Here is a 19,339-nt window from a genome sequence, read left to right on the forward strand (position 1 = left end):
ATTATTTTCACACAAAAACCCGGAGTGGTTTACAGTTAAATACCTTATCCCCTATACTGATAACCTTATTAACAGAAATAAAATTACCCTCTTGATCATAGATAAGCACCCTCTGATCTGCAGAAATATCTTCGTCAAATCCAGAAAAATCCTTTTCTGATAACCAGGCTCCATTACAGGCCTTTTTTACAGAACTATCACATAAAATCAGAGCAGGGTAATGCAGCGGATAATCAAGGGGTAATATTAAGGAAGTCGCCTTATTTTTAATATCCTGGAGAGTGTTAGCTTCTTTGATGACAAATGGTCCTGAGCTCTCCCTGATTAAAAATGATAAATGTGCACCTGTATTTAATGATTCTCCAATGTCACGGGCCAGTGAACGAATATATGTTCCCCGCGAACATCTAACCCTCATTCTTATGACTGGCAGTCTGACCTCAATTAAATTAATATCTTTAATTACTACATCCCTTGCTTCCCTGTCAACCTTTTTTCCTTGGCGGGCCAGTTCATAGAGCCTTTTCCCCTGATGATGTACAGCAGAATACATTGGAGGTACCTGTTTTATTTTTCCTAAAAAACAGCCCAGGACTTCGCTTAACTGTGTTTCATCAAGTAACTTCCACCGATCATTAATGTCAATTACCTTTCCCTCAGCATCAAGGGTATCAGTACTAGTCCCCAGGGTAATTTCTGCAGTATAAACCTTTTCATCTTCAGGGATAAAAGGAATAATTTTGGTAGCCTTCCCCAGGCAGACTGGCAGCACACCAGCTGCTGCCGGGTCAAGAGTACCTGTATGACCAGCCTTTTTAACATTCAAAAATTTTTTAACCCGGGAGACTACTTGAAATGAGGTTATTCCCGGGGGTTTCAGCACATTAATAATTCCATTATGCTTAGACATATTCAGTCACCTTATCAAGAACCATAGTAATCGTCTGCTCAATATCCTTTTCTATTAAACACCCTGCTGCCCTGGGATGGCCGCCACCACCAAATAAAGCAGCCACCTCATTGACAGGACAGTAGTTATTAGATCTAAATCCTACCTTGGTTTTATCGCTAGCTATCTCAACAAAGGATATTCCAACCTCAACACCTTTAACATCACGAGCATAATTAACCAGACCGGAGCTATCACTTATTTCCGCACCCAAATCTTTAATGGAAGCTAAATCAAGTTTTAGCCAGGCTACCTTTTTATCTTGGGATAGGTTTAGACTGGACAGAGCCTTACCTCGTAATTTTAATGATTGGTAGGAATAACTGGCAAAAATAGCACGGTTAATCTCATATATATCAACACCATAGTCCATTAAAGAAGACATTATCTCAAACACCTCTGCCCTGGTATTTTGGTATTTAAAGGAACCGGTATCAGCAATTATTGCAGTTGACAGTGCCCTGGCAATTTTCAAATCTAAAGGGGATTTTAATTGTCTACTCAATTGATATATCATTTCCCCAGTTGCAGCCAGATCAGGATTAACATAATTTAAGTCACCATATTCAGGATTATCTTCATGATGGTCAATATTTACTATAAACCTTTCCCTGGCAATTCTCTGCCTATCTCCCAACCTGTCTAGATCACCAGCATCAAGAGCAATAACTATAACTTTGTTATCATTAAAATCAGGTGAAAATCCTGATAATAGCTCATAATCATCTTCACTTATCTGCAGAAAATCATAGCGCTTATCCAATTCTTCTTCCAGCAGTACAAGGGCATTTTTATTTAATTTATCCAGCAGCCACTTCAAAGCAAAACTTGAGCCCAGACAATCACCATCAGGGTCAATATGTCCCATGATAATGAAATTATTATTTTCTCCTATCAGGACTGCAATATCATTGAGTTTACTTTTTTTTTCATCCTTAATCATTATTACTTTCTTCCCTACCCTCTTTATTTACTTGATCAATTAACTGGGAAATATAGGCACCATGTTCAATAGAGTTATCATATTTAAACAAAAGTTCAGGTGTATGATAGACTTTGATCCTTTCCCCTAAAAGTTTTCGAATATAACTGTTTGCTTTTTTAAGTCCCTGCATTGTTTCCTTTCTCTCTTTTTCTTCACCATAAACACTTACATAAACATTAGCGTGCCGCAAATCGCCTGAAACTTCTACATCTGTAAGTGATACAAACCCAATTCGTGGATCTTTAACCTCTTTTAAAATTATATCACTAATCTCTTTTTTCAAAAGTTCAGCTAAGCGTTGGGCCCTCTGCTTACCCATTGTTAACACCCCTAGAAAATAATAATATTGATTTAGAGAGTTCTCTTGATCTCCCTATAGGTATATATCTCAAGTTCATCTCCGGGTTTAAGATCATTATACCCTTCAATACCCAGTCCACATTCATATCCTTCACGTACCTCTCTAACATCATCTTCAAACCTCTTAAGAGAAGCAATCTCACCCTCGAAGACAACTACATTGTCCCTTAATAACCTGACTTTATCATTCCTATTAATTACTCCATCAGTAACATATAAACCAGCAACAATACCTACATTAGGGACTTTAAAGGTATCCCTGACTTCGGCTCTGGCAGTTACTTCTTCTTTCAATTCAGGGTCAAGCAGGCCGGCCATAGCATCTTTGATTTCTTCAATAGCTTTATAGATAACCCTATATAACCGCAGCTCTACCTTTTCCTTTTCTGCATATTTCCTAGCATTTGTATTAGGCCTAACATTAAAGCCAATTATAATCGCATTAGAAGCACTGGCTAGATCAACATCTGTTTCATTAATTGCACCAACACCAGTATGAATAATATTTACAGTAACCTCTTCAGTACCTAACTTAGTAAGTGAGCCCTTTAGTGCTTCAATGGAGCCATTGACATCTGCTTTAATAATAACATTTAGCTCCTTAACTTTACCTTGCTGTATCTGCTCATAGAGGTCCTCCAGAGAAATCCTGCTTTCATTTTGTATATCCTGTTGATGAAGTGCCTGTTTTCTTTCTTCTGCTACCGCCCTGGCTTCTTTTTCATCAGGAAGAACCTCCACAAACTCACCAGCAGCCGGTACATCAGAGAAACCTAATATCTCTACCGGAGTAGCTGGTGGAGCCTCATTTATCCTTTCACCTTTATCATCAATCATAGCCCTGACTCTTCCAGAGACAGGGCCAGCCAGCAGGGCATCCCCTATCCGCATTGTTCCGTTCTTAACAAGTAGGGTTGCTACAGGTCCTCTACCTTTATCCAATTCAGACTCAATTACTATCCCTTCAGCATATCTATTGGGATTAGCCTTTATTTCTTCCATCTCAGCTACCAATAAAACCATTTCCAGTAACTCATTAATATTTTCCTCTTTAAGGGCTGAAATAGGTACACAAATGGTATCCCCACCCCAGTCTTCAGGAACAAGACCGTGTTCAGTTAATTCCTGTTTAACCCTATCTGGCTGGGCATTAGGTTTATCAATCTTATTAATAGCAATAATGATTGGGATATCAGCTGCTTTAGCATGGTTAATGGCCTCAATTGTTTGGGGCATAACCCCATCATCAGCAGCAACTACCAAGATGGTGATATCTGTAACCTGGGCACCGCGAGCCCTCATAGCAGTAAAAGCCTCATGACCTGGTGTATCAATAAAGGTGATTTTTTTACCATTAATAAAAACCTGATAAGCACCTATATGTTGTGTAATACCACCTGCTTCACTCTCAGCAACCCTTGATTGTCTTATTACATCAAGAAGGGTAGTCTTACCATGGTCAACATGTCCCATAACTGTTATAATTGGCGGGCGAAGCTGTAAATCAGCTGCTTTATCAACAATTTTAGGACCTACACGTTTCTCTTTTTCCTGCTCATCACTTACATGATCAGTATCTTTTATATTTATTCTAACACCTATTTCATCTGCCAGCATAATTAAGGTGTCCTCATCCAGAGGATGATTAAGATTTGCCATTAATCCTAAACCCATTAATTTTTTAATCATATCATTTGCTGGATAATCAATAGATTCAGCCAGTTCCTTTACTGTAATAGGTAATGAAATATCATGTCTCTCAGTAGTCTCTTTTTCCTGACTATCTCTATTACCAGTCTCACCCTGCTTTTCATTATCAGTGTCTTTCTCTTCCTTGACAATTTCACTCTTTTTTTCTGAACCATTTTCCTTTTCAACAAACATATCTCTGACTGTTTTTGCTGTATCATCTTCAATAGTACTCATATGACTGGAAACATCTACATCTAAATCCTGTAATATTTCTATTAATTCTTTGCTGGACAAAGCCAGTTCCTTTGCCAGTTTATATACCCTAATTTTTCCCATAATTAACACCTCCGCTTAGTTAATCATCCATTATACCAATCTCCTCCATTAAATGATTATAGATCTCATCCGAAATTGATATTTTAAAGGCCCTGGAAAATTTATTTGCTTTACGGGCCTTAAGCAAACAATCTTGATCAGGACAAATATATGCACCACGACCAGGCGCCTTTCCATCTTTATCCAAACACACCTGTTTATTGCTTTTGTTATAAACCACTCTTATTAATTCATTTTTAGGTCTTCTTGCCCCACAAGCAACACACTTCCGCATAGGAGTTTTTTTACTCATCTTAATCCCTCCTATTCCTTAGACTTCCGGCTCTTTATCCTGATTTTCTTCTATTATTGCTTCCTCAATATTTATGTCAGATAACTCCACCTGATCTTCATCCCTATCAAAAGATACAGGGTCTTCAATCTTTTCTGTCTGAGCGGCTTTTTCTTGATCATATTGTGTTTGATTTTTAATATCTACCTTCCAGCCAGTTAATTTCGCAGCCAGTCTAGCATTTTGCCCTGCCTTACCTATAGCAAGGGATAACTGAAAATCAGGAACAATTACCTCAGCCACCTTTTCTTCCTCATCAACGATTACTTCAAGAACCTCTGCTGGATTAAGGGCATTAGCCACTAAAACAGCTGGTTCTTCACTCCACTCAATAATATCAATCTTTTCACCATTTAATTGGTCAACAATAGCTTGAACCCTCATCCCTTTTGGCCCAACACATGCTCCCACTGGATCAACATTAGCCTCTGCTGATAAAACAGCAATCTTGGAACGGCTGCCGGCCTCACGGGCAACACTCATAATCTCTACGATCCCGTCAAATATTTCAGGAACTTCAACCTCAAATAAACGTTTTAATAACCCTGGATGTGTACGTGAAACAAGTATCCGTGGTCCTTTATTATCTGCATTAACCTCAACTACATATAGCTTAACTCTACTGCCCATCTCATAGCTTTCCCCCGGCATCTGTTCTGAAGGAGGCAAAAGGGCTTCGATTTTTCCAAGATCAATAAAGATATTATTTCTGTGAAAACGCTGGATAGTACCAGTAATTAATTCCCCTTCTTTTTGTTTATATTCCTCATATATTACATCACGTTCTGCCTCCCTGATCCTCTGCATAACAACCTGTTTGGCCGTCTGGGTAGCGATACGCCCAAAATTAGCTGGAGTTATCTCTCTCTCAACTATGTCACCTATTTCATATTTAGGATCAATCTCTTTAGCTTCTTTTAATGATATTTCTACATTCTCATTGTCGGCTTCTTCGACAACCTCCAGACTAGTATATACTTTGACTTCACCACTCTTATCCTTTATATCAACCCTGACATTTTCCTTAGTGCCATAATCCTTTTTATAGGCAGAGAAAAGGGCAGTTTCAAGAGCCTCTAATAAAGTTTCTTTTGAAATACCCTTTTCTTTTTCTATATCATCAAGGGCATGCAAAAAATCAATATTCATCAGGATTCCCCTCCTTTATCACTTGATGGTATGTAAATCAAAATCAACCGTCAAATTTGCTCCGGCAATTTTGTCAAAGGGAATATTAACATCCCCTTCTCCTTCCTTTAAATCAAGCATGATATTTTCTTCATCACTCCCTTTTATATAACCGGTAATTACCTTTTTACCTTCTACAGGCACATAGGTCTTTATAGTCACCAGTTTACCAACAAAACGGTCAAAATCAGACCTTTTCTTTAAAGGCCTTTCTAAACCTGGTGTAGAAACCTCCAGAATATAGCTGTTTTCAATAGGGTCTTTCTCATCTAAGATATCACTCAATATTCTACTTATATCTTCACACTCTTCCAGGGTTACCTGATCATTAAGCCTCTCAATAAATACTCTGAGATACCAGTTGTTTCCTTCTTTAAGATATTCCACATCTACCAGTTCCAAATTTTTACCCTTGATTATATCTTCAACATAACCCCGAACCGTTTCAATAACCTTGCCCATTAATATATACCCCTTTCAAAAATAATCTTCATTATATATTTTAACTAATTAAGCTGTGATATATCCTTTTTTTATATAAACTATAAGGAAGGAGTGGGAAACTCACCCACTCCTTAACAGATCCAGTATCAGTTATGTCATCTCTATTATTTTACCATAGTGTAATATATCTTGCAAGTAATTCGAAAAAATTTTAAGCAACATCTCTAAGTCTGTATTTAAAAAGGTATAAATAGGAAATTATACTGATACATTTCGAACAGACTCTCTAAAATAATGATAATTGATTTTTCTCTGGCAATTCTGCCAGTGTACCATGTTCTTTCATAACCTCAACAACAGTTTTGCTTATTCTGGTCTTATTAACAAGGTCTTCAATGGAAGTAAAACTGCCTTCCTCTCTACTTACAGCAATACTCTCGGCAGCAGAAATACCCAGTCCATCAAGACTTATTAACGGGGGTAATAAGCCCTTATCTGTGATAATAAATTTCTTTAAATCTGATTTATAGATATCAACAGTAGTAAACACAATACCCCTGGCTAGAGCTTCAGTAACAATCTCCAGTATTGTCAAAGTACCTTTTTCCTTGGCAGTTAAATCATTACCTTTTTTTTCAAGTTCACCTTTTACATGTAAAATATGTTCAGGCCCCTGACAAATTAATCTGGCATCAAAATCTGCTGCCTTGGTAGTAAAATAAGTTGTATAAAAAGCCTCAGGATAATGAACCTTAAAATAGGCAATTCGAAAGGCCATCATTACATAGGCAGCAGCATGTGCCTTGGGAAACATATATTTAATCTTATTACAGGAATCAATATACCACCGGGGGACCTCATTTTCCCGCATATATTCTTCCTCATCTGCACTTAAACCCTTACCTTTTCTGACATGTTCCATGATCCAGAAAGCCCTGCCTGGTTCTAAACCCTGCTGAATTAAATAATTCATAATATCATCACGTACTGAAATTACCTCTGCTAATTCTGCTGTACCTTTTCTGATCAATTCCTGAGCATTATTAAGCCAGACATCAGTTCCATGTGAAAGCCCACTAATCCTGATTAACTCAGCAAAGGTAGTTGGTTTTGTATCTACCAACATCTGTCTAACAAAACTGGTACCAAACTCAGGAATACCCAGTGTTCCAACTGTAGTCCCAATCTCTTCTGGACTTACCCCTAAGGTCTCTGTGCCGGAAAAGATGGCCATAGTATCTGGGTCATCTAAGGGTATCTCAAAAGGTGAAACACCGGTAATATCCTGTAACATCCTGATCGAAGTAGGGTCATCATGCCCTAGTATATCAAGCTTTAACAAATTATCATGAATAGAATGAAAATCAAAATGTGTTGTCAGGGTATCTGTTTCCATATCATTTGCTGGTTTCTGTATGGGGGTAAAGTCATAGATTGATTTATCATGTGGGACAACAATCTGTCCACCAGGATGCTGACCTGTTGTTCGTTTTACTCCACTACAACCTTTGACAAGCCGTTTTATCTCTGCAGTATTTTTAGAATAATTATTATCATCAAGATAACCCTTAACAAACCCAAAGGCTGTCCTTTCAGCAATCGATGAAATAGTACCTGCTCGATAAACATAATCTTTGCCAAATAGTTTCTCAGTATATTTATGAATAGCTGATTGATATTCCCCAGAAAAGTTCAGATCAATATCAGGGACTTTATCCCCTTCAAAACCCAGAAAGACCTCAAAAGGTATATCAAAACCATCTTTAATCAGAATTTCACCACATTCAGGACAGTCTTTATCAGGTAGGTCTGCACCTACACCAACAGAACCATCTGTAATAAACTCACTATACTGGCATCCAGGACACCGGTAATGTGGGGGTAAGGGGTTCACTTCAGTAATACCTGTCATAGTAGCAGCCAAAGAAGACCCTACTGAACCACGTGAACCAACAAGGTAACCATCATCAAGTGATTTCTTAACCAGTTTCTGGGAGGTCAAATAAATTACGGCATAACCATTACCAATAATTGAATCAAGTTCCCTGTTAAGCCTCTCTTCTACTATCTCAGGAAGCAGATCACCATACCACTCTCTGGCCGTGACAAAAGCCATCTCTCTTATTTCCTGAGCAGCCCCTTCTATAGTTGGAGTATATAATTTTTCCGGTATGATTTCTAATTCATCACAAAGATCGGCAATTTTTTGGGGATTCTCAATAACCAGTTCCCTGGCAATCTCATCACCAAAGTAATCAAATTCAGCCAGCATCTCTTCTGTTGTTCGAAAATATAAAGGAGCCTGTTCTTCATCATCATACCCCTGACCGGCCTGTAATATCTGGCGGTAAATACTGTCTTCTGGATCCATAAAGTGTACATCACCAGTACCAACAACAGGTTTATTCAATTTTTTACCTAGTTGATAAATCCTGCGATTTATTTCCCGCAGCTCCTGTTTCGAATCAAGCAGCTTATTTAATAAAAACTCATTATTTGCTATCGGCTGTATTTCTAAAAAATCATAAAAGCGGGCTGTCTTAATTATTTCATCTTTGTCTTTATTATCAAGGATACTACGATATAATTCCCCTGCCTCACAGGCAGAACCCAGTAGTAAATTGTCACGCAGGTGTTTTAATTCACTCTTTAGTATCCTCGGTTTACGGTAAAAATGCTTAATATGTGAATTAGAGACAAGTCTATATAAATCCCTTAACCCCTCCCTATTTTTAGCCAGGATGATTAAATGATAGGGTCTTAATTCCTTCCAGTCTATTTTCTTACTTAATCTATTTATCTCTGCCAGCTGAGAAATCTCCTGTTCTCCAAGAAGCTGCAGCATTATTAATAATATTTCCCCGGTTGCTGTAGCATCATCAACAGCACGATGATGATTTTCTAAACTAACCCCCAGCTCATCACAAACAGTATTTAATTTATGGTTTTTAATCCCAGGATAAAGTGCCCTGCTTAATCCCAGGGTATCAAGAACAGGACTACTAATTAACGGCCTTTCAGTTTTATCAATTGCAGATTTTAGAAAACCATAGTCAAATTTAGCATTATGAGCTACTAAAACAGAATCACCAATAAAAGCAAGAAAATCATCAATAACCTCAGAGAGTGCAGGGGCATCAGCTACCATTTGATTAGTAATGCCAGTCAGTTCAGTAATCTTTGACGGGATACTGCTATCAGGCTTTATAAAAACCGCAAATTGATCTATTACCTTATCCTGATATATTTTCACTGCCCCAATTTCAATGATCTCATCTCGTTTATTATTTAAACCAGTAGTTTCCAGATCAAAAACAGTAAAAGTGGTATCACTAATTTTTTTTTGATAGGCATTATGGATAATTGCCTCACCATCATCTACCAGATAAGCCTCCAGACCGTATATTACTTTAACACCGTGTTTTTTACCAGCCCAGTATGCCTCAGGAAAGGATTGAACAACACCATGATCAGTAATTGCAATAGCAGGATGTCCCCAATCAGCTGCCCTTTTTACTGCCTCAGATACATCAACAACTGCATCCATAGCGCTCATCTTGGTATGTAAATGTAATTCTATTCTTTTTTCCGGGGAATTGTCCTTTTTGACAGCTCTTTGATATTTGTTCAGATCACGGGCTACCATCACCAAACCCTTGCTGTATTTATCATATTGAATATACCCCCTGGCCTTTAGCCAGGCCCCTTTTTCAATACCTTCTTTTACTTCTTGATCTTTTTTACCGGGAAAAACCTTAACTGTAAAAGAATAAGTATTATCAGTAAGATCTATTATAAAAAAGCTGTTTCCTTTTCTGGTCTTAATCTCATCTACATCAAAAATCCTTCCTGCTATAATGACCTCATCTTCTTCTCTTTCAATCTCACTTAATCTATAACTAATATCCTGTTTTATCTTTCTACCAAATATAATATTAGACCTGGTATTTGATTTTTGACCAGATACACTCTTAGCAGATTTTTTAGGCTTATTCAACCCCTTCTGATACTGACTAAGATCAAAGGGCTGTTCAACTACCTCCAGGAAATCACCATTTTTAATCTCAAGCTCAGTATCAATCCCCAGGTAATAATCTAATTTATCTTTCAGATAAGACTTTACTGCTGGTTCATTTAATTTTTCAAAAGCCATATCTGTCTCAGTCTCAATTACTATACACTTACCTTCTATTAAAAAACGTGATCTTTCTAACCAAGCATTTAGATACAGGAACTTTTCTTTTAAAACCTCCAGCAGATGGGGTAGAATCAGTCTAAATTCTTTTTCAAAAGATAGTTTATTTAAAATAGCTACCTCTAACCCCTTAAGTCTATCTTCAAACTCAGCAAGCAAGTTATCCTGTTTAATAGAGTTATTATCACATGGTATAAGATAACATGTCCTGCTATCATCATCAACAATAATATATTTTAGCTGTGAGCAATATTTTTCACCAGGTTTAATTACTTTCTTCATGATACTCCTCCCTATTTTAGGTAGGCTATACTTTTAATTTATTAAATAAAACCCTAAATATATCCCAGTACATTTTACTTCTAGCAATAACCCCTTTGATAATTCCTCTTTTTTCTTCCTTCATTATATGGGTCAAATCAGGCAAATCAACATATTTTACACGCCCTTTTTTCTTAACATGTTGATTTATGGCTATTTCCACACCATATCCTGCCTTTTTAAGACTACTCATGTCACTTATCATCTCAGCCTTCACTGCCCTCTGCCCAGAAAGATTCGGAGAAAAAAATTGAGCTAAATCAGTAATACCCCTGCCGTGATTAAAAACCCCCACAGTCATATCTGCTTCCCCTCTGTAGATAGGTTCTAGTAGATTGGTAATATGTACCTTATTTAAACCTATCAGATCAGCATCAAGCATAATAATAATCCTGGAGCTTATCTCCTCAATCCCTCTCTGCAGTGCTGCACCCTTCCCCAGGTTTTTCGGCAGACTGATCACCCGAGCACCCGCTTTAGCCGCAAGCTCAGCCGTATTATCAGTAGAACCATCATTTATTACCAATACCTCTTGAATAGACTTAATCGTTTTAAGGGTATTAATAATAGATTCAATAGTATTTCCCTCATTGTAAGCAGGAATTAAGACAGTTACCTCCATCATGTTCCCCCTTAATGAAATACCTAGTCAATATTCTTTAATATACCGATTACCTTTTCATACACAGAGTCAAGTTTAATATTTATTTCCTCACCAGTTTTCCTTACTCTAGCTTCTACCACACCCTTTTCTAAAGAACGCGAACCAATTGTTAATCTAAGGGGTATACCTATTAAATCAGCGTCATTAAACTTGACACCAGCCCTTTCCTGCCTATCATCAAGTAAAACCTCTATCCCATTATCAGTTAACTCTTGATAAATCACTTCTGCTCTTGTAGTTACCTCATCATTATTACCTAAAGGCAGAATTATCACCTGATATGGTGCGATAGCAGTCGGCCAGATGATTCCATTTTCATCATGCTGCTGTTCAATTGCAGCAGCAACCAACCTGGTAATACCTATTCCATAACTGCCCATAATTATCAACTGTTCCCTGCCATTTTCATCAAGGTATCTGGCACCCATACTCTCACTATATTTACTGCCAAGTTTAAAAATATGTCCGACCTCAATTCCCGCTTTTATTTCAAGCTGACCTTCACAGTGAGGACATTGATCACCATCTTTAACCTTCCGAAGGTCAAGATAGTCTTCTACTTCAAAATCCTTACCTGGATTAACATTAATCAAATGATAATCCTTTTCATTTGCTCCAGTAATAGCATTCTTAAGATTTTTTACTCGTAAATCTGCCAATATTCTTATACCTTCTTTTATACCTACTGGACCAATAAATCCCGCAAAACTATTATACATCTCTGGGAATTTATCTTCAACTACTGCTTCAAGCTCTACTGCATTTAGATAATTTGCCAGCTTAATCTCATTTAATTCATCATCACCAGAGAGTAACACTAAAATCGGTTCACCATCTGCCAGAAAAGCCAGTGATTTAATAGTCCTGTCAGCATTAACATTCAGATATTCTGTAATCTCTGCTATTGTTTTTTGAGCAGGGGTATATACCTTTTCGGCAGCAGCCATCTCTTCTTTTTCAAAAGCAGGGTCTGCAATAGCTGCCCCAGCCCTTTCAACATTGGCAGCATAATCACAGTTATTACAAAAGGCTACTTCATCTTCACCAGCATCAGCTAGTACCATAAATTCATGTGAAGCACTACCACCCATGGCACCACTATCAGCCTCAACCGCCCTGACCTCCAGGCCACAATCTTTAAAAGCTTTTACATAGGCATCATACATAAGCTGATAGCTTTTATCCAGTCCCTCATAATCAGTATCAAATGAATAGGCATCCTTCATAATAAATTCACGACCACGCATTATACCAAAACGCGGTCTAATCTCATCCCTGACTTTAGTCTGAATTTGATATAGGTTAAGTGGTAGGTCTTTATAGGAACGTATCTCATCACGTACAAGATCTGTTATTATCTCTTCATGTGTAGGGCCAAGACAATACTCCCTTCCTTTACGGTCCTGGAACTTGATCATTAATGGTCCAAATCTATCCCAGCGACCGGATTCCTGCCAGAGTTCTGCAGTATGCATAATAGGCATAAGAAGCTCCTGAGCCCCACTCTCATCCATAGCCTTTCTAATTATATTTTCTATTTTTCTAATAACCCTGTAACCCAGTGGTAAATAAGAATAAACACCCGCAGTCAGGGTTCTCATCATTCCTGCCCTGAGCATATATTGATGACTAAGCACTTCGGCTTCAGATGGTACCTCTTTTAAGGTTGGTAGATACATCTTTGACATCTTCATAAAACCACTCCTTACATTTTATCTATTTCAAGTAATAATTCCTTTAATAATCTATCTTCTTTAACTTTTTTTACTAATTTTCCTTTTTTAAAAATCAAGCCCTCATTTTTCCCTCCTGCAATACCTATATCAGCCTCCCGGGCTTCACCAGGTCCATTAACAACACAACCCATTACTGCTATAGTTATAGACTTGTCCAGGTCTTTAACGGCCTTTTCAACATCTTCAGCTAATTTAATTAAATTAATATTAGTGCGTCCACATGTTGGACAGGAAATAATCTTAGGGCCTCTCTGACGTAGGTCCAAGAGACGAAGTATCTGCCAGCCAACTCTTACTTCTTCCACAGGACTACCTGTCAGTGAAACACGTACTGTATCCCCCAGGCCTGCTGTCAAAATACTCCCCAGTCCAAGAGCAGATTTAATTGTTCCTGACCAAACTGTACCTGCCTCTGTGATCCCAATATGAAAAGGATAATCCACTTCTTGTGCCAACAAACTATAAGCCTTAAGTGTCATCCAAATATCTGTGGATTTTAATGATACAACAATATCATTAAACCCATTTTCTTCTAAAAGACTGATATGTGATAAGGCACTCTCCACCATGGCCTCAGCTGTTACAGAACCATATTTTTTTAACAACTTTTTTTCTAATGATCCAGAATTAACCCCAATCCTGATTGGAATACCAGCCTCCTTGGCCTTTTGGGCAACTCTTTTAAGATGATCAAAATCTCCAATATTACCTGGATTTAAACGCAGACCATCAACACCCTGTTTTACTGCCTCCAGGGCAAGTTTATAATCAAAGTGTATATCAGCAATCAGTGGAATCTTAATCCTTTCCCTTAAACGCGATAGACAACTGGCTGTTTTCATATCCGGAACAGCAACCCTGATAATCTCACAACCAGCCACAACCAGTTCTTCGATTTGTTTTACTGTTTTATCTATATCAGCTGTTTTAGTATTTGTCATTGACTGAACACTTATAGGGGCATCTCCCCCTACAGGAACATTACCATAAAACACCTGATGTGTTTTCCGACGTTGATAATTAATCATTAAAATATTGTCCTTCCTATATCTTTGAAGACCAGAAATACCATTAAAACAATTAATAAAATAAATCCAACTATATGTACAAAACTTTCTTTTTCTGGATTAACTGGTTTACCCCTTATTAGTTCTACAAAAATAAAGATTATCCTTCCCCCATCAAGGGCAGGAAAGGGTACCAGATTAATAATACCAAGGTTAATACTCAAAACTGCCATCAGGTTCAGAACACTACTAATACCTATCTCAGCAGCCTGACCTATCATACTAGCAATCATTACTGGACCACCTATTTCAGCAGGGGTTTTCCCGGTAATCATATTAAAAAACCCAAGGACTGTTACCTTAAAAATATACCAGGACTGACCAAACCCCAGACGAAAAGATTCCAGTAAACCCACTTCTCTTTTTAATAACTGTGGAGCTATACCAATTACTCCCCCCTCTGCCGATTCTTCATACCTGGGAGTAACTTCTATTTCTATTAATTCTTCGTCACGTTCAACCCCTACAACTAGTTCTTTACCACTTGACCTATGGATAATATCAGCAAGTTCATCCCAGGTCTCAACACTCTGTCCACCAATAGAATATATTCGATCACCAACTTTAAAACCAGCCTGGGCAGCAGGTTGCCCTGGTATAATATCACCCAGTATATTTGAATTAGTCGTTCTAACAGGAAGGCCAAAAATATTAAAAATTAAAGCAAAAATAAATATAGCCAGAACAAAATTCATGAAAGGACCATTAAAGACTACAGCAAATCTCTTCCAGACTGATTTTTGATCAAAACACTCTTCTTTTTCACGGGCATCATAATATATTTCTTTCTCTTCGGCACTCATCTCATCATCAGGTGGAAATTCACCAGTCATTTTACAGAACCCACCCAGGGGTATTCCCCTGATAGAATAAAGAGTCTCACCACGCTGGTAGGATAAAAGCTTCGGCCCAAAACCTATCGCAAATTCTTCAACACGGATACCTGACAATTTAGCAGCCAGGTAATGACCAAATTCATGAATAAATACTAAAATACCCAGGACTATAATAAAACTGAAAATAGTTAATAACATTCTTTCATAACCCCCTCTGCCATCTCTCTGGCTTCTTTATCTATCATATATATTTCCTCAAGAAGAGGATTATCTTTCCTTTCATAACTATCCATCACTTTTTCAACAATATATGTAATATCCGTAAACCGTATTTTATTTGCCAAAAATCCCATAACTGCAACCTCATTAGCAGCATTTAAAATTACAGGAAGACTACCGCCCTCTTTTCCAGCAGTATAGGCCAGACCTAGCGCAGGAAACTTTTCAAAATCTGGTTCTTCAAAATTTAAAGCCCCTACTGTAAATAAGTCTAAATTCTTTCCCAGACTACTCACCCGTTCAGGGTATGTTAAAATATTCTGTATCGGTATCCGCATATCAGCAACACCTAGTTCAGCCATAATAGAACTATCAATAAATTCAACCATCGAATGAACTATACTTTCAGGATGAATAACAACCTTAATTTTATCATAAGGTTGTTTAAATAAATAATGAGCCTCAATTACCTCAAGCCCCTTATTCATCATGGTTGCAGAATCAATTGTTATCTTTCCACCCATATCCCAGTTGGGATGGTTTAAGGCTTCTTTTACAGTTACCGTTTCTAATCTATCTTTTTCAAGGTTTAAAAAAGGCCCTCCTGAGGCTGTAAGTATAATTTTAGCAATCTCTTTTTCTTTATGTCCTGCTAAGAGTTGGAAGACTGCATTGTGTTCACTATCAATAGGTAAAATTTTATTTAATGGATTACTTAAATATTTCTCAATAATTTGACCACCAATAACCAGTGTCTCTTTGTTGGCCAGGCCAATCCTTGATCCCTTTTCAAGGGCAGCAACAGTAGGTGCCAATCCAACAGCACCAACAAGGGCATTGATCAGCAAATCACTCTCAACCTGTCCGGCCAGATAATTAAGTCCAGCAGGTCCACTCAGCACCTCAACTGCTTGATCAGCCAATCTATTTTTTAATTTTTTAGCATGATACTCATCCATAACTACCAGAAATTCAGGTTTATACTTGTTGGCCTGTTTCTCTAATAAATCTATATTAGTATTAGCAGTTAATCCAATTACATTCCAATCATCAGACAGGTGCTCTATTACCTCCAGGGTCTGGGTACCTATTGATCCTGTCGACCCTAGAATAATTATTCTTTTCATTAGTATTCACTCCCTGAAATCAACCAAATTTAATAGATCAGCATTAAAAACAGCCTTACCCAGTACCAGTATTGCAGGGCCAATAATAAGCCCTAGAGTCCCTAAGATCCTGAATCCAACATAGAGAGCAATCATAGTTGCCAATGGATGTAAACCAAGGTTTTTACCCATTATTTTACCCTCAGCCCCCTGTCTAATAGCCACCATAACTGTATATAGTAATAATAACTGAAAGGCATTATTAATATCTCCAATAATAATATTATAAATAACCCAAGGAATAAAAATAAGGGCTGGACCGATAATAGGTATAAGGTCTAGAAAAGCAGAACTAATTGCTATAATTACTGCATACGGGTTGCCCATAATTGCCAGACCAATACCGGAAACAAGGCAGGTAATAGAAATAAGCATTATTTCGGCCCTGACAAAGCCAACAGCCGAACTAACCAGTTCTTTTTCTAGCTTAAAAAACTTAGCCCGCAACTCTTTCGGGAAAAGTCCCATAAGAAAACTATTTATTTTATCAATATCCTTACTTATAAAAAAGGTTGCAATAAAACTTAAAAATAAGACCGTTAAAATCATAGGTAATTTACCTAAAAAACCGATTACATTATTTATTACCATTACTATACCACTCTTTAAAGCATTATATAATAACTGCATGTTCTCATTTAATACCTCTCTAATAGCTGGTGATATTTCCAGGCCATTAATTAAATCGGTTATTCTATTGTTTTGATTAATGAGCCATTGAAATTCTTCACCAAAGGTATTATAATCTGGTAGATTCTGCAGCAAGCGATTTAATTCCAGATAAATATGTGAAATCCCCAGAAAAAAAACGATAATTAATACAGCTATAAAAAAGATCAAAACAATAAAGACAGCAAAACCTCTGTTAATATGTAGATATTCCTCAACTATTTTAACAACTGGATTAATTAAACTTGCCAGTACAGCAGCAATGATAAAGGGGGTAAAATAAACAAAAAAATATTTTGACACAATTAGTATAAATAACATTAAACCAATAAAAATTAGCATTTTTTTTAAATACTTCTCCATATTATCATACCCCTATTAATAAATACAATATTAGCTAAACAAGTAAATGAATAAGAAAAAAATAGGTAACAGGTGCTGTAAAAAGAAGACTGTCAAATCTATCTAAAATACCACCATGCCCTGGAATTAAATCACCAGAGTCTTTTAAGCCTAACTCCCGTTTCATTTTTGATTCAAAAAGATCCCCTATAATGCCCGTTAAAGCAATAACCACCGCATATATAGACCAGTAGAGACTATAATACCCAAGATAGAACATATAAATCCCAACAACTATAATAGTCAGCAGAACACTCCCAATAGCCCCTTCTACTGTTTTGTTGGGGCTTATCTCCTCTGCTAGTTTATGACTTCCTAGAAACCTACCTGTAAAATACCCACCTACATCACTGGCCCAAGTAGCCAGCAACACCAGCCAGAGGGCTGTTGTTTTATTAAATGGTGCAGTAGAAAATTCCCTTAGAAAAAGTAGAAAAGAAAAACCACCTGCAATATAAATCAAACCAAAAGTATTATAGGATAAGGATTCAAGGAAATTATTTTTAATAAATAAAAAATGGAGTATAAAATAAACAATTAAATACAGATATACAAGTGCTGGAAACACAGTATCAATAAGTCCTCTATTAATTAGATATGTGTAGCTAATAATTAATATACTAAAAGTGGTCATTAAGAAAAAATTTTTTCCACTCTTTACTGGAAGCATTCTATTATACTCATAAATAGCAATTATAGTTAACAAAAATATAAGACTAAGAAATGGTATAGTACCTGTTATTATACAGGCAAATAATATAATAATTCCAACTATTGAGCTTAATATCCTCTTAGTCAACATAGTCCTCACCCACTTTATTTAACCCCCCAAAACGCCTTTCTCGCTGTTGAAATATTTTAATTGCTGATACCAGATCCTCTGCTGTAAAATCAGGCCAGTATTTATCAAAAAAACAAAGCTCAGTATAGGCAGACTGCCATAATAAAAAATTACTCAATCTCCTCTCCCCACCTGTCCTGATTAACAACTCTACATCAGCAAGTCCAGGATTATAGAGATATCTATTAATATCCTGTTCAGTAAGGGATATATTTGTCTCATTATTAACAGCAAAATCATTAACTATTTTTTTTACCATATCAACTATTTCAGCACGACCCCCATAGTTAAAAGCAATATTTAACTGAATACCTTTATTACCCGCAGTCATCTCCTCAATCTTTTCAATTGTATTTGTTAAAGCCCTGGAAAGCCCATTTCTTCTCCCAATCACTTTCACCTTAACATTGTTTTTAAATAATTCATCAGCCTGTTTTAAAAGTGTTTTTTGAAACAAATTTAAAATAAAATCAACTTCGGTCCTGGGTCTGTTCCAGTTTTCAGTTGAAAAAGCATAGACAGTAAGTGCTCTAACACCGAGTTCGGCAGCCTTAGATATGATTTTTTTAAAGGCATTTACACCAGCAATATGACCCTGTTTCCTGGGCAGACCCCGTTCAACTGCCCACCTTCCATTTCCATCCATTATTATTGCAATATGTGATGGTATCTTCATATATATCACCCTAAATTAAAATAATCACCCCCTCATATGAGGGGGACAAAAATTTTATTTATATTTTTCATAACTCCAGATAAGGTCGATAACCCCTATTTTAACCATCCTTGCCGTAATAACCCTTTTATCTCCTAGTCCATATTTTCTATCGGTCGGGCCAGTATATATTAAATTAAAGTCAATATTATGTTCTTTTAGCAATTTAATTGCCTCTTTAACTCTTAGGGCTGAAAGATATGAAAGAGCAATACCCATTAAA

The 19,339-nt window shown here is 36.9% G+C and carries 17 protein-coding genes; all 17 read right to left on the reverse strand.

What is annotated here, in order from left to right:
* Positions 1–7: 7 nt before the first annotated feature.
* The 17 genes from truB to GM661_RS10765 all read right to left on the reverse strand — a co-directional run bounded on the left by truB (position 8) and on the right by GM661_RS10765 (position 19,335).
* Positions 8–910, reverse strand: coding sequence for a tRNA pseudouridine(55) synthase TruB (gene truB / locus GM661_RS10685; RefSeq protein WP_230866841.1), 903 nt, complete (start codon positions 908–910; stop codon positions 8–10).
* The gene (locus GM661_RS10690; RefSeq protein ID WP_230866842.1) at positions 903–1,892 is read right to left on the reverse strand and encodes a DHH family phosphoesterase; all 990 of its coding nucleotides are present in this window, start codon (positions 1,890–1,892) and stop codon (positions 903–905) included. Before GM661_RS10690 ends, truB begins: the two co-directional genes overlap by 8 nt.
* Entirely contained in the window at positions 1,885–2,253 is a 369-nt protein-coding gene (gene rbfA / locus GM661_RS10695) for a 30S ribosome-binding factor RbfA (RefSeq protein WP_230866843.1), read from the reverse strand. Before rbfA ends, GM661_RS10690 begins: the two co-directional genes overlap by 8 nt.
* Before the next feature lie 32 nt (positions 2,254–2,285).
* Entirely contained in the window at positions 2,286–4,322 is a 2,037-nt protein-coding gene (gene infB / locus GM661_RS10700) for a translation initiation factor IF-2 (protein WP_230866844.1), read from the reverse strand.
* 19 nt (positions 4,323–4,341) lie between these two features.
* On the reverse strand, positions 4,342–4,614 hold the full coding sequence (rnpM, locus tag GM661_RS10705; RefSeq protein WP_230866845.1) for an RNase P modulator RnpM: 273 nt from the start codon (positions 4,612–4,614) through the stop codon (positions 4,342–4,344).
* 18 nt (positions 4,615–4,632) lie between these two features.
* A complete protein-coding gene (gene nusA / locus GM661_RS10710) occupies positions 4,633–5,802 on the reverse strand; it encodes a transcription termination factor NusA (protein ID WP_230866846.1) in 1,170 nt (389 codons plus the stop codon).
* An 18-nt stretch (positions 5,803–5,820) separates the two neighbouring features.
* Complete coding sequence (locus GM661_RS10715; protein WP_230866847.1) at positions 5,821–6,303, reverse strand: ribosome maturation factor RimP; 483 nt, start codon at positions 6,301–6,303, stop codon at positions 5,821–5,823.
* A 268-nt stretch (positions 6,304–6,571) separates the two neighbouring features.
* Entirely contained in the window at positions 6,572–10,762 is a 4,191-nt protein-coding gene (locus GM661_RS10720; RefSeq protein WP_230866848.1) for a PolC-type DNA polymerase III, read from the reverse strand.
* A 25-nt stretch (positions 10,763–10,787) separates the two neighbouring features.
* Positions 10,788–11,423: a glycosyltransferase family 2 protein gene (locus GM661_RS10725; RefSeq protein ID WP_230866849.1), complete on the reverse strand. Its 636-nt coding sequence runs from the start codon at positions 11,421–11,423 to the stop codon at positions 10,788–10,790.
* A gap of 23 nt (positions 11,424–11,446) precedes the next feature.
* Complete coding sequence (locus GM661_RS10730) at positions 11,447–13,159, reverse strand: proline--tRNA ligase (protein WP_230866850.1); 1,713 nt, start codon at positions 13,157–13,159, stop codon at positions 11,447–11,449.
* 11 nt (positions 13,160–13,170) lie between these two features.
* Positions 13,171–14,229 carry a flavodoxin-dependent (E)-4-hydroxy-3-methylbut-2-enyl-diphosphate synthase gene (gene ispG / locus GM661_RS10735; RefSeq protein ID WP_230866851.1) on the reverse strand — a complete coding sequence of 353 codons (1,059 nt, stop codon included), beginning with the start codon at positions 14,227–14,229 and terminating at the stop codon, positions 13,171–13,173.
* Entirely contained in the window at positions 14,229–15,302 is a 1,074-nt protein-coding gene (gene rseP, locus GM661_RS10740) for an RIP metalloprotease RseP (protein ID WP_230866852.1), read from the reverse strand. Before rseP ends, ispG begins: the two co-directional genes overlap by 1 nt.
* Complete coding sequence (locus GM661_RS10745) at positions 15,293–16,450, reverse strand: 1-deoxy-D-xylulose-5-phosphate reductoisomerase (protein WP_230866853.1); 1,158 nt, start codon at positions 16,448–16,450, stop codon at positions 15,293–15,295. Before GM661_RS10745 ends, rseP begins: the two co-directional genes overlap by 10 nt.
* Before the next feature lie 6 nt (positions 16,451–16,456).
* Positions 16,457–17,521: a sporulation integral membrane protein YtvI gene (ytvI, locus tag GM661_RS10750; RefSeq protein ID WP_230866854.1), complete on the reverse strand. Its 1,065-nt coding sequence runs from the start codon at positions 17,519–17,521 to the stop codon at positions 16,457–16,459.
* 34 nt (positions 17,522–17,555) lie between these two features.
* The gene (locus GM661_RS10755) at positions 17,556–18,362 is read right to left on the reverse strand and encodes a phosphatidate cytidylyltransferase (RefSeq protein WP_230866855.1); all 807 of its coding nucleotides are present in this window, start codon (positions 18,360–18,362) and stop codon (positions 17,556–17,558) included.
* Positions 18,352–19,077, reverse strand: a complete 726-nt coding sequence (locus GM661_RS10760; RefSeq protein WP_230866856.1) for an isoprenyl transferase — start codon at positions 19,075–19,077, stop codon at positions 18,352–18,354. Before GM661_RS10760 ends, GM661_RS10755 begins: the two co-directional genes overlap by 11 nt.
* Before the next feature lie 54 nt (positions 19,078–19,131).
* Positions 19,132–19,335 carry a hypothetical protein gene (locus GM661_RS10765; protein ID WP_230866857.1) on the reverse strand — a complete coding sequence of 68 codons (204 nt, stop codon included), beginning with the start codon at positions 19,333–19,335 and terminating at the stop codon, positions 19,132–19,134.
* Positions 19,336–19,339: the final 4 nt, after the last annotated feature.

The sequence above is a fragment of the Iocasia fonsfrigidae genome (assembly GCF_017751145.1).
Lineage (GTDB): Bacteria > Bacillota > Halanaerobiia > Halanaerobiales > DTU029 > Iocasia > Iocasia fonsfrigidae.

What these genes read in the sequence shown, in the direction of transcription:
- GM661_RS10765 (WP_230866857.1), bottom strand. Translation starts at nt 19,335, where the DNA reads ATGGGTATTGCTCTTTCATATCTTTCAGCCCTAAGAGTTAAAGAGGCA.
- GM661_RS10745 (WP_230866853.1), bottom strand. Translation starts at nt 16,450, where the DNA reads ATGAAAAGAATAATTATTCTAGGGTCGACAGGATCAATAGGTACCCAG.
- rseP (WP_230866852.1), bottom strand. Translation starts at nt 15,302, where the DNA reads ATGTTATTAACTATTTTCAGTTTTATTATAGTCCTGGGTATTTTAGTA.
- ispG (WP_230866851.1), bottom strand. Translation starts at nt 14,229, where the DNA reads ATGATTAATTATCAACGTCGGAAAACACATCAGGTGTTTTATGGTAAT.
- truB (WP_230866841.1), bottom strand. Translation starts at nt 910, where the DNA reads ATGTCTAAGCATAATGGAATTATTAATGTGCTGAAACCCCCGGGAATA.
- GM661_RS10760 (WP_230866856.1), bottom strand. Translation starts at nt 19,077, where the DNA reads ATGAAGATACCATCACATATTGCAATAATAATGGATGGAAATGGAAGG.
- infB (WP_230866844.1), bottom strand. Translation starts at nt 4,322, where the DNA reads ATGGGAAAAATTAGGGTATATAAACTGGCAAAGGAACTGGCTTTGTCC.
- GM661_RS10755 (WP_230866855.1), bottom strand. Translation starts at nt 18,362, where the DNA reads ATGTTGACTAAGAGGATATTAAGCTCAATAGTTGGAATTATTATATTA.
- GM661_RS10730 (WP_230866850.1), bottom strand. Translation starts at nt 13,159, where the DNA reads ATGAAGATGTCAAAGATGTATCTACCAACCTTAAAAGAGGTACCATCT.
- rnpM (WP_230866845.1), bottom strand. Translation starts at nt 4,614, where the DNA reads ATGAGTAAAAAAACTCCTATGCGGAAGTGTGTTGCTTGTGGGGCAAGA.
- GM661_RS10725 (WP_230866849.1), bottom strand. Translation starts at nt 11,423, where the DNA reads ATGGAGGTAACTGTCTTAATTCCTGCTTACAATGAGGGAAATACTATT.
- GM661_RS10690 (WP_230866842.1), bottom strand. Translation starts at nt 1,892, where the DNA reads ATGATTAAGGATGAAAAAAAAAGTAAACTCAATGATATTGCAGTCCTG.
- GM661_RS10715 (WP_230866847.1), bottom strand. Translation starts at nt 6,303, where the DNA reads ATGGGCAAGGTTATTGAAACGGTTCGGGGTTATGTTGAAGATATAATC.
- ytvI (WP_230866854.1), bottom strand. Translation starts at nt 17,521, where the DNA reads ATGGAGAAGTATTTAAAAAAAATGCTAATTTTTATTGGTTTAATGTTA.
- nusA (WP_230866846.1), bottom strand. Translation starts at nt 5,802, where the DNA reads ATGAATATTGATTTTTTGCATGCCCTTGATGATATAGAAAAAGAAAAG.
- GM661_RS10720 (WP_230866848.1), bottom strand. Translation starts at nt 10,762, where the DNA reads ATGAAGAAAGTAATTAAACCTGGTGAAAAATATTGCTCACAGCTAAAA.
- rbfA (WP_230866843.1), bottom strand. Translation starts at nt 2,253, where the DNA reads ATGGGTAAGCAGAGGGCCCAACGCTTAGCTGAACTTTTGAAAAAAGAG.